9 protein-coding genes are annotated in these 11,462 nt (G+C 51.5%); 6 read left to right on the top strand and 3 right to left on the bottom strand.

The window, feature by feature from the left end:
- Window positions 1-254: 254 nt before the first annotated feature.
- On the bottom strand, window positions 255-842 hold the full coding sequence (locus M8R19_RS25830; RefSeq protein WP_141679809.1) for a hypothetical protein: 588 nt from the start codon (window positions 840-842) through the stop codon (window positions 255-257).
- 15 nt (window positions 843-857) lie between these two features.
- Window positions 858-1,784, bottom strand: a complete 927-nt coding sequence (locus tag M8R19_RS25825; protein WP_058490489.1) for a site-specific integrase — start codon at window positions 1,782-1,784, stop codon at window positions 858-860.
- 172 nt (window positions 1,785-1,956) lie between these two features.
- Here M8R19_RS25825 and M8R19_RS25820 point away from each other — a divergent pair, with 172 nt between their 5' ends.
- A complete protein-coding gene (locus M8R19_RS25820) occupies window positions 1,957-2,973 on the top strand; it encodes a DNA-binding protein (protein ID WP_061562293.1) in 1,017 nt (338 codons plus the stop codon).
- 22 nt (window positions 2,974-2,995) lie between these two features.
- Here M8R19_RS25820 and M8R19_RS25815 read toward each other — a convergent pair whose 3' ends face one another.
- Window positions 2,996-3,718 (bottom strand): type 2 periplasmic-binding domain-containing protein, encoded by a 723-nt coding sequence (locus tag M8R19_RS25815; RefSeq protein WP_141679808.1) that lies wholly within the window; start codon window positions 3,716-3,718, stop codon window positions 2,996-2,998.
- Window positions 3,719-4,123: 405 nt separating this feature from the next.
- Between M8R19_RS25815 and M8R19_RS25810 the strand changes: the two genes are divergently transcribed.
- The 5 genes from M8R19_RS25810 (at window position 4,124) to M8R19_RS25790 (ending at window position 11,251) form a co-directional block, all read left to right on the top strand.
- Entirely contained in the window at window positions 4,124-4,753 is a 630-nt protein-coding gene (locus tag M8R19_RS25810) for a TnsA endonuclease N-terminal domain-containing protein (protein ID WP_082816380.1), read from the top strand.
- Window positions 4,750-6,669, top strand: a complete 1,920-nt coding sequence (locus M8R19_RS25805) for a TnsB C-terminal domain-containing protein (RefSeq protein ID WP_082816381.1) — start codon at window positions 4,750-4,752, stop codon at window positions 6,667-6,669. Before M8R19_RS25810 ends, M8R19_RS25805 begins: the two co-directional genes overlap by 4 nt.
- The gene (locus M8R19_RS25800; protein WP_116424777.1) at window positions 6,656-7,597 is read left to right on the top strand and encodes a TniB family NTP-binding protein; all 942 of its coding nucleotides are present in this window, start codon (window positions 6,656-6,658) and stop codon (window positions 7,595-7,597) included. Before M8R19_RS25805 ends, M8R19_RS25800 begins: the two co-directional genes overlap by 14 nt.
- Window positions 7,597-9,540, top strand: coding sequence for a TniQ family protein (locus M8R19_RS25795; RefSeq protein WP_082996346.1), 1,944 nt, complete (start codon window positions 7,597-7,599; stop codon window positions 9,538-9,540). Before M8R19_RS25800 ends, M8R19_RS25795 begins: the two co-directional genes overlap by 1 nt.
- Window positions 9,541-9,937: 397 nt before the next feature.
- Window positions 9,938-11,251 (top strand): KAP family P-loop NTPase fold protein, encoded by a 1,314-nt coding sequence (locus tag M8R19_RS25790; protein WP_249919316.1) that lies wholly within the window; start codon window positions 9,938-9,940, stop codon window positions 11,249-11,251.
- Window positions 11,252-11,462 lie beyond the last annotated feature (211 nt).

The raw sequence follows: 11,462 nt of genomic DNA, 5'->3' as shown, positions 1-11,462 counted from the left end.
CCCCAGCAGTCCCATGGCCCCATAGAGTAGCCAAGTTGCCATGCGCTCCAGATAATCAAGGGCCTCATCTTGGACAAACTCCCGGTAACAGCATCGTCTTGCCGGTGGCAGCCGGCCATGATTCGCGAGGCATAGCAGCACCATGTCATGCAGTAGATAGCCACGAACGTCATAACGGCGATCCACTGCCCTGAGGAGTGTTCGATAACACGCCACATAGACATAGGCAGAGGGGCCAAGGGAAGCCTTGCGACTCATCCTTGAGCCCCTGCTAGCCAAGACTCGATGAACTGGAGTACGTGGTCGGTCTTGCCCGCACTGACCAACTCTTCTGCCGTTCGATAATCGAAGGCCGGCAGCGGCTCGTTACGGAAACAGAAAATCACGCGGTCGAGCGAGGAACCACTCTCCGCTAACATCAGTACCACCCGCAGCGCATCCCGGATAAACGCCTGCACTGGCGCCGACTCCGGCGTATGCGAGAGCTCCCTGCACGTCACGCCCGCCCGAGCCGCCAAGGTTTCCGGGTGCATGGCGAACACCTGAAGGTAGCGCTCCAGCGAAACGCTTACTCCATCCGCAGCGCGCAGGTACTCCATCAGCGCTGGTACCGACATCCTCGGTAAATCCACGGCGTCCATAACACCCCTCGTTGTCCGCCCCTTTGAATGCAGCATGCGCGCAAATGGCCAACCTGAGTAGTACGACTCCTCGCGCAATGCTTGTCGGCAGTCCTCTTGCCGCAAGGAAATCTTCACGGCCGCCGCCCGCCTGAAAGTTTTCCTCACTCCCCGCAGAAAATCTTCACTTCGGGGGTTCTGGTCGATTTTTTCTTCAGCCACCTTCCCCCTGGCGCGTCACGACCGGGAGGGCTGGCGCAGCAATTCGCCGAAGGGCATCTCCGGCTCGATATAGCGCAAGGCCGAACGCCCATCACGCCAGCCGACATACTCCATCAGGGCCTTCTGACTCCAGCGATTGTCGCTGGCCCAGGTCGCAAAACCACGACGCAGCGAGTGGCTGCTATAACGCTCAGCCGCCAAACCACTGTGCAGCAGCGCCTGGCGCAAGATGCGTGACACGCTGTTCGGGTGCAGCGCCTCCTCGGCCAGATGCCCCCAGCGATCCAGCGCCCGAAACACCGGCCCCTGCTGCAGGCCAGAAACGGCCAGCCAGGTCTCATAGGCCTGCACCGGGCACAAACGCTGCAAGGCCGGTACGCTGAAGTGTTGCCCGCGGTTCTCGCGATCCCCCTTGCTGCGCGGGACGAAGACCACGAGCTTTCGCGACGGCTGCACGTGGATGTGTTCCACCTGCAGTCGGCACAGCTCGTCGCTGCGAAAGGCCCGCCAGAAGCCCAATAGGATCAGCGCGCGATCACGGTGAGCGCGCAGTCGTTCAGCGGCATCCTCCGACTGCTCGCACTGCTCCAACCATTCCACACATTGGTTCAACGCCTGCAGTTGCAACGGTTCTGCCTGCCGCTCCACCTGCGGATGTTCGGCTCGGATACCACGAAACACCTCGCGCACCCGCAACGATTTGGTGGGATCGACAAAGCCATTGCGCGTATGCCATTTCGCCAACGCCGCCAAACGCCCGCGCAGCGTGCTGCTCGACAACTCACCGGCGTAGTCCGCCAGGTAGGCCGCAACAGACTCGGCAGTCGCCGGCAGGAAACCACCCCAGACCACCTCGAAATGCTCCAGGGCCTGGCGATAGCGGCGCAGCGTACTGTCACGCGTGCCGGCCTGGATATAGTGCGTCACCCGGTCAGTCGCCATGAGCCACCTCCCGCGTACCGAATAACCGCCTATAACGGTGCTTTTCACGCCTCACGTTAGAGAAATCCCAATTCTCTAACGTCAGTTCGTCAGCTGTTGATGCCAAAATTCGGCGGCAGTACACCTGTAATTCCATACTCCATGACACGCTACGAAATTGTCGGAGGTCGCCATGGCCAATGCCGGAGTCAACAAAGCCTTGGTCAAACAGGCTCGCGATGCGCTGCTTGCGCGAGGCTTGCGCCCTACCATCGACAACGTCCGTATCGAGCTAGGTAACACCGGATCCAAAAGCACCATTCAACGCTATCTGAAGGAACTCATTAATCAGCCTAGACCTGATCCAACGCCCTCGTTGATTCGGGAGCTCGAGCATCTCTTGCTACCCGTGGCGGAACGTCTGCAGGCCGCGGCCGAGGACGCGATCATCACGCAACGCGAAGCCCTGGCGAGAGAGAAGGAGGAGTTTCGCCATCAACGACAACTTCAGGTCGAGCGGATCCAGCAGTTGCAGGAGCAAGTCAGCCAGCTGAAGCAACTGGCGCAAGAGCAACGTGAGCGTGAACACCTGTTGCTGAATCAACAGCAACACGGGGAAGTCGAGATTCGCCGCCTACTGCAAGCCGACACCAATGCTCAACTGTTGCTGGAGGAGCGTGCGGCACAGCTGCGATCGCTAGAAGAGAAGCTTCGACATGCGCGCGACTCCCTCGAACATTATCGGCAACACCAACAGGAGCTAAGAACCCAAGAACTGAGCCGCCATGAAGCGCAACTCCAACAGTTAAAGAAGGAGCTTCGCATCGTGCGAGACCAGTTGATGAGCCAGCAAAACGATGTCGTCGCCCTCAATCGCGCCAATGAACGACTCATCGCCGAAGCTCAAATGCTGACTCAGCGGGAGTTTGAGAAGGAGCGGGAACTGCGCGAACTGCACGCGCAAATCGAACAGAGCCAAGCGGCATGGAACACCGAACAGGCACATCTGCAACGCGCGCGGTTGGATGCAGAGGAAGAAGCATCATCGCTGAAAAAGCGCCTCCGTCCGCACCTAACAGCGCTACGCGTGCAACAACACCAGTTGCGTGACCAGCGCCGTCAAATCGAACAGTTGCAGACGGTACTGCAACACACGCTTCCTGAACGAATTGCTCAGGCCAGTACCCTCGCCAGACAAGAGACCCGGTAAGAGTGACGCCTTGGTGTGCACCCTACGCGACAAACTGCAGTTGAGTTCGCCGCTGGTAGTCTAGTGCCCGTCTCGCACTTTGCAGCAACGCAGTGGAACAGGGCCTTCTACTCCCCTGCGTACTGTCAATCAGCAGCACCTTGAGTTCGCAAGCCCAATGACGATCCATTAGCTTCCAGAGTAGTTCATAGCCTCGATCATCCGCGTCTTTTGCCCACTGCATTTCACGCATCAGGCAAAACAAATAATTCCTGAATTTGATGGATTGATGAAGTGCTTCGGCGGTTTCTGGCCAATTATTTATGACGATATCCTGACGCTTAGCGAGCAGAGAACTCAGCACTTCATACAGTTCCGTCGAAACGAAGCAAAGTGGTTCGCGCAAACAAGCTATCTCAAAGTAATTCGAAAAATTCTTCTGCAACCATAGACTGTGCAGCTGCCACTTCAAAGAGAATGAGAAAAGCATCGCCAATAGCAATCCAAAGCGCTGCCAGCTCGGCACGCCGCAAAGGCGTTCCATGTCTGGATTGGAGAAGCCGGCAATATCATGACCGTTCAGTTTAAAGTGTTCCACAAGGCTATCGGTAGGTTGTTGAGTGGCCAGCACCCTTAGAACATCCCAGAGTGGATTATTATAGACCTCGGACAACATCGGAAACTCCGCGCACAAGCGAATACGCACTTCATCTCGGATTTTTCCGCCCCGAAAACAGACCCGCCAGTCTTGATAAGGATTGTCCATCAGTCCGTTCAGTACTTGACGATCAGCCCACATATTCCCTGCGGTCATTAGGGCATAGGGTTTATGCGCACAACCAAACACCTGAGGCAACGAGTGCCCCATGAAGAGCGAACGCAAACGCGTGACATGCCGCGTTGGCTGCCTGCCTAGCTCCATCGACCCATACCGTACCAAGCAGAACACCCCCTCACCATACGCCTAGCAAATGCTAAAGCAACACCCCTATCTAAGCCCCGGTTTAGACGCATTTAGCCTCAAGAAAAAATTCGAAATTCCGTATTACACCGGGCCGTAAAGAGGAGGACTCTCGACCTTGAGTGTCGACACATGGCGAGGATGCGAATTGCTCTCGTCGCGTACTGAGTACGGCACCTGGTTAGGCCCATCCAGCCCAGGGGACTCATCATGGCTGCAGCTAATGAAACAGCACGAAACGTGACTCGCTGTCACTATGGAAAAAATGTTGTTTTTTTCCCGTCCCGTAAGAATAACTGTCAAGTAATCTGCGAAAGCGTGCTGGAAGCAGATTACTGCCTCCTACTTGAGTTCGATAAGCAAGTCTTGGACTATCGGAGCCAACCTGAAACCTTGACGCTTCTCGATGACGGCGAAACTTTTATCTACACACCGGACTTCTGCGTAAACAGTAGTGAAGAGCTATTTTATGTAGAGGTAAAACCAGATCGAAATCGATTACCCTCAAAATATCTTCGAAAATTAACGGCTGCAAAAAAATTACTCAACGAGCGCGGTAGCGAACTTCAACTTTTAGACACCAGTGATATCCGCCCACACCATCTATTGAGAAATCTAAAACTGCTGTACTCACGCTCGTTCAATACCCGCCCCGAAGAATACGCCTACCTCATTAGCCAAATACCTCTTTTGCCGAGACATCTGACACTCGACGCCTTGCTACGAGAACTACCAGCCATCAGCTGTTCGGCCAAATACTTGGCCATTTTCAACGAGGTCTTCGGCGTTGATCTGGACCGTTTATTAACAACAAGCACGACGCTGGAGGTATTATCATGAGCCATTCAAGCCCCCCAATGGTCGGTGCCCAGTACGATCTGGAACACGACACCTATGTCGTCACCTGCGTCTTGGATGACCAGATCTCTCTGTGCTCACTTACTGGATTCCAGCGACGCTACCTCTCACGCGCGGAGTTTGCCGTGTTGGAACATCAGGGCAGCATCACTAAAAAGGTGGCCGCCCCTGGCGAGCTCAGCGACGCTTCTCGGTTGCTCCGCTCGGCAGCCGACCGGCAGAAATATGACTATCGCCGTGCCTATGTAGAAGCCTATCTGGAACAGAAAGAACTTACGGGCTGCACGAGAAGCCGTCTGCGCAAACTGATTGACGTGACCGCCGCCTCTCTCGGCGATCAGCGCAAACCCTCCCCCGTCACAGTGTACTGCTGGACCATGCGCTATCTGCGCAACAATCGTAATCCGTTGGCATTGCTACCCAACTATCCCACACATCGGTCACGCGCGATCAAACTAGCCGTAATCGAAATGATGAAACATTACATCAACACGGTCTATTTGACTCGCGAACGCCCGACCATTCAATACACCTACCGTTTGCTGAAAGGACATATTCAGGCGGAAAACGTTAAGCGTGCGAAGGCGGACATGCCGCTACTAAAACCGCCCTCCTATGCCACGTTCTGGCGGCAAGTGGTGAGCACCGACCGCTACCTCGCCGTACGTATGCGCGAAGGAAACAAGGCGGCACAAAGGACCTTTAAACACGGCCGAGCTCTCTATGTGGAGGACGACCTGTACGCCACAGTGCAATTTGATACAAAAACCATGGATGTGGTGGTTGTCGACGAAACCGGCCAACCCTTGGGACGGCCAGTCCTGGTCGCAGGACTCAACCCTAGCACGCGAGAATGCACGGGCTGGCACATGTCGCTTGGCGCCGTCTGCGCAGAACACGTGGTTTTAGCTCTCATTAATGCCATTCAAGGAGACGAGGATGATCCTGACAGCGGGGGAAAGATGCGTAACGCTGATCTGGATAATGGTTCAGAAAACGCCAACGACTGGCTTCAGAACATTGCCAATACCCTGGGCATCTCGCTGCGCTACGTCCCTCCAGGACAACCGGACGCGAAAGCCTTTATTGAGCGCTTCTTCCGAACCGTTGATCAGGGGTTGGTGCATATGCTGCCCGGTACGACCAAGGAGTCGCCCGCCAAGCTGGGTGATTACAAGTCAAAAGAGCATGCCTGCCTCACACTCCAGGAACTTCGCACCGCATTTATCAAGTGGCTGAAGATTTACCATAACAGTTACCACGATGAACTGTACATGTCGCCTCACCAAAAGCGCCTGGAACTCCTTCAGAAATCACCACCGCCAGAACGCTACAGTTCATCCGACCTCAAGCAACTGACACGTAGCATCTGTTATCGCAGACTGTCCAATGGCCGTGTGAGAATGTTCAATCTCTTATGGACCGGGCCTGGAATTGCAGAAACTGCCGCACGCTTGGGAAAAAAACAAACCGCTATCGTCTATTACGACCCATGTGACCTCTCTGAGGTCTGGGTTGCTCATCGCAATTCGCCTAAAGAGATGATTCCGGCATTTGCAACCCGACCAGCATATCAGCATGAATTGACCTTAAGCGAACACCTCAACGTCATGCGAGAGATCAATGAGAGCCGGACAAACTTCAATGAGAGCTTGGCATTGAAAGTGCGCAAGGAACTCTTCGAGGACATCCAAGAGATCAAAAGGAAGGCTGCTCAACGCTCTGCCAAGCAACGAGGCAAAAAGAGTTGTCCCTCCGGGAAAAACAAATCGCTGGAACGCCCTTACGTACACTCTGAGGAGGCCAATTTCCGCCCAATTTCAGTTTCCTTGAGCATCATCGAGACCGAGAAGTTCGAAACATTTAACGTCGAGGATATTCAGCATGAAGAGTCCTGACACAACAGACATTCTTACCAGATTTTCCTCATTTACCGTGGTCCACCCGTATTTCAAGAATGCGATGGACACCATCAATGAGGCAATCGAAATGACCCGTGACCGCCACGAGCCAAGTTCGGTGCTATTGCTCGGCGATGCCGGCACCGGCAAAACGCGAATTTGTCAAATCCTCACCGCCCGGGTCGGTGACTCCCGAGTTACCCGCAGCAAGGACGGCGTCACGATCCTGCGGCCGGTTATCAGCTGTGTAGTCCCACCTCATGCAACGATCAAAGGCCTCGTCGATCGTATTCTTAAGGAGCTGGGCTCACACAAGAACAATCAATCTCTCAGTAACCTGGAGAGTCGATTGTTTACCTTGCTAGCTACTTGCTGCACGAAAATCATCATTTTGGATGAGTGGCAACATCTAATATCACGAGGAGCCGAGCCCACACGCAACGGAGTATGCGACTGGGTTAAGGTATTGATCAATACGTTCAAAGGCACTGTCATTCTCTCCGGCACTCGAAAAAGTGAGGAGATCGTGGATGAAGATGAGCAACTGGCGGGCAGATTTCCGTTCAGGGCTTACCTGTACAACTTCTCGCTGGGCACACCAGAGGAACAGGACGTTTACGCCACACTCGTGGCGGCCTTTGCCCGAGAAATCAGCAATGCCATGCCGTTTGATGAAGTGTTGGTTCTTTGCGACGAAAAACTTCTGTTGGCACTTTTTATTTTCACTGCTGGAAACCTGCGCATCCTCAGGCTATTGCTACACTCCGCCTTGAAACAGGCACTGGAAAGAAACGACCGAAAGTTTATCCGTGAAGACCTGGCTTATGCCGCGACACGAATTCATTATGCGCGACGCCTGACGAAGAAGAACCCCTTTGAACTTTCGCTAGCAGAGCTGCAGGGAATTCTTTTTGGTAAGCTATAATGATGAGAATCCCTTATGTCGCCCTTCCACTGGATGAGGAAAGCTTTGCAAGCACCATCCTGAGAATGGCTCAAAGAAATGGTTATCTCTGCGTGGACCAATTCCTTAAGTCTTTTGGCCTGGGGAATAGTGGGATCCCCGCTAATCAATGGGTAGGATCGAATCTATATAGATTGATATTGGGGCAACCCACACTGAGAAACGAAGATCGAGAACTACTTAAATCTATATTTAACACCAAGTCCATGCGCTATCGCACCGACGTATTCACGATTAACGGGATACGGTTACCGACTCACATGCTGCGCCAAGATCTGGCCATATGTCCAGACTGCCTGAGAGAGGGCTACTTACACCACATGCATGCTTATGAGTTCTGTGATATCTGCCCCAAACACAGCCAATATTACTATCTGACGTGCCCTAGCTGTAACGTCCCTATTAGCTGGCGCAACCTAAAAGGCTGGATTTGCGCCTGCGGCCAAGACTTACGCCAACTCACGACTCAACCCGCCAATAGTTACTCCACGATGCTAGTTGCGCAGGCACTCCAAGAGGCTGACCATATTTATATGAAAAACCTCTGCACAGCGATAAAATGCACACGCTATCTAGAAAGCCCAATACGCAGCCATGACTTGCTAGCCGATTGCCAAAACGTCGCCACCGGTGATAAAGACTACTTCTTCAGCCATATCAGAAAGCAACAATCTCTTTACCCTTGCCTACATCGGCGGGCAATTCTGGCACCATGGCTACTGACAGACAACACCCAATTGCGCACTTATGCCATCGAGTACTTTTTTGCCGCATCGCAGCAGAAACCCTCATCCCGAGCTCACGCCTGTGAGTGTAGCCAACTATTATTCAATCCAGCAGAGCTCAGATTTACCTTCAAGATTGAAAGATCCCAGAAGAGCAAGATCCCAAATCAGAGCAGGCCTACCGGAACCACTATCAAACTATTCCAAGTACAGGATCTCTGCCGCTTACTGATGGAGTGTCCCAAAATCAGTTGGGATGACTTCGATCATCAGCCCTATCCGTGCAACGCCAATAGGCTTATGAATGCAACGGAAGCAGCATACGCATTGACCACGAGTAAGCAGACGATAAAGCGTCTTCACTACTTTGGCTTACTTAAGGGAGAGCGGTTTCAGAGGAAAGTTGGGGTGCTATTCCCTTGCAGTGAGGTCGAAAGGTTCCACCAGACCTATGTACTCAACCGTGAAATCTCCAAGAATCTAGGAATCAAACCCAAGACTGTACAGAAACTATTGACTTCGGCGGGTATCCAGGAGGTACGTAACAGGGCTTTCGGCTCATCACTCGTCGCCTATCGAAAGGACAAAATCTCCGCAGAGCTTCTCTCATTTCTTACCACTCCTAGGCCTCCTACAGCCCCCAGACTCCAGACCTCCTCCTGCTCAGGAATATTATTTAGCGAAGCAGCCAGCAAACTACGATTGGGCGTCAAGGATATCCCGACCCTCATCAAGATGGGCATTTTGGAGACTGCTCCGGCCATTCGGAGCACAGGACTTCCTGGCAGGGATCTATGTACCCGCAAAAGCCTGTATCAGGCCCTACGCTGGAGAAGTCGGCTTCTCACGTTTTTGGAGGTTGAGAAGCTCTCAGGCTGCTCAACAATCATGATCCATGCCCGATTTGTTTCTGCAAGCTTCATTAAAGAAATCAAGCTAACAACTACATCACTGATGAGTTCTCTAGACGCCGAGAAGGTGAAAAATCACTTCAAAACCTACACTACTGAAAAGACGGCGAGAACTGAGTACCGACTAAGTCCAAAAAGAATTCAGCAGCAAATAGCGAAAAATAGAATTCATCCTCTTCCTCCCTCCCACAAGGACTTTCTCAAAGGTCAAAATACAATTTTAAGAGCAGAGCTTGACGCTATCTATAGAGCATCCCCTGAGTATTAATCCACTTCCCTCTTAGTTTCTCCTCTCCGTCACACGCTCTTCCCCTACCAGCACGCAGCGTGCCCCAATGATCCGCCACAACCGTCATTCACCCTCGTGGCCAATTCCGACTCCCTATCAGTCCAGTACTTAGCGCAAAAGAAAGCACATATTCCAGGAATTGGTGAAACGGAGCAAATCCAGCCGGTTGGTAACCTATTGATAATATTCGGCACCTGGGATAAATCCATCTGAAAAGGTACGGTAGTAGCAAAGCAGCAAGTCAAGACCATTAGAAACACTGATACTCGAAATGGAATTTTGGGGCAGTGATTAGAAAGACAAAAGCCCCGCCTAGTGCGGGGCTTTTTATTTCAAATAACCAACTTCCCCTCCACGCTCATCAGGACACCATAAAATGAGAATAAAGGCGGCGCCGCTAAATATCGACGAGAGCACCGGATTTGACCCCAAGATAGACATATTCAAGAGAATAACAATAGGGGAAAGGCTATCCTACTTACTAGAGGCATCGCACGAAGGCCTTATTATCGGAATCGATGGAGCATGGGGCGAAGGGAAAAGCACCTTTGCAAAAATGCTAAGGGGACATTTACAAAAAAGTAGAGAAATCAAAACAATCTACTTTGACGCATTCGAGAATGACTACCAAAAGGATCCTTTTCTTGCTATTGCCGCTCAGATAATCCAGCAGACCAAGGCATCCTCAAAGGCGAAAGAGTCTTTCAAAAAATCAGCGCTGAAAACCACAAAAATTCTCGCGAGAGGAGCTCTACGAATTGGGATAAAAGCGGCCACAGCAGGTGCATTGGATGAAACGATTCTCGACGACCTTGGCGTTTCTGACGACATTGGTGAGGACGCGTCATCTGCATTGGATAAATTTTTATCTGAAAAGCTCGACGGCGCCTACGAGGAAAAGGAAGCCCTAAATAACTTCAAAATAGAACTGGAAAAAATCACCAAAGCCATTGGCAAAGGAAAGCCGGTAACATTCATCATTGACGAGCTAGACAGATGCCGTCCAGATTACTGCCTCGAACTCTTAGAGCAGCTCAAGCATTTATTCTCCACAAAGAACTTGAACTTCCTAATCGTTACAAATAAGCGTCAATTACTAGCCTCGATCAAGAAGAAGTATGGAGCAGAAATAGATTCGCATCTATATCTGCAAAAATTTATTGACCTCTGGCTTTCTCTCCCAAGAATTGACAACGAGTACGAGAGCCATCCAGAGAAATATATAGATTTCTTAATCCCCCGACTTTTATCAGAAGGCGAAAAATTAAAGAACGAAACAACCTTCAGCCTATTGACCGAGATATTCAGACAAAACCAGACAAGCTTACGCGGAATTGAAAAAACATTATCTTATGTGTCAATAATTTACAATAGCACCAAAAACGAATACAACGATCACTATCAGGTAGCTAGCGCAATTGTTTGTTACTGCAAGGCTGAAAGACCAGAGATCATTCCTCTTCTTACAAGATCAAACGACTACTCAACGATAATTTCTGAAGTATTTCCCGACTCAACAAGAGAAAGCGGGCTAATTGATTACTCTAAAATTTTGGTTCGATACTGCCTATCCAACGAACAAGAGCGAGCCACAATCAAAGCTGAAGGGCACTTTACCTACTCGAGAGATGTTCCTCAAGGAAACATATTCAAGACAATCTCCACCGGAGTAGACAACCTGAAACTTTAGTTATATTTATTGACCTGTAACACTGGAAAAATTACCCTATGACCGGCGCCTAAGAAACGCCTGTCACGTAGCGGCCTGACCGCTCCCGAAAGAAAGCGGCTTTTTTGAGCCTGCGGGTTTTTCTCGTCCTCAAAAAACCTCTGCGACGTCGGGAGTGGGCTAATACAAGACCCGAAAGGGGAATACGTCCGGCCCTCTACGTGGGGTTTCT

It is taken from the genome of Pseudomonas sp. R3.Fl (assembly GCF_023516765.1).
Classification (GTDB): domain Bacteria; phylum Pseudomonadota; class Gammaproteobacteria; order Pseudomonadales; family Pseudomonadaceae; genus Pseudomonas; species Pseudomonas citronellolis.
This window is presented reverse-complemented; position numbering and strand designations above follow the sequence as displayed.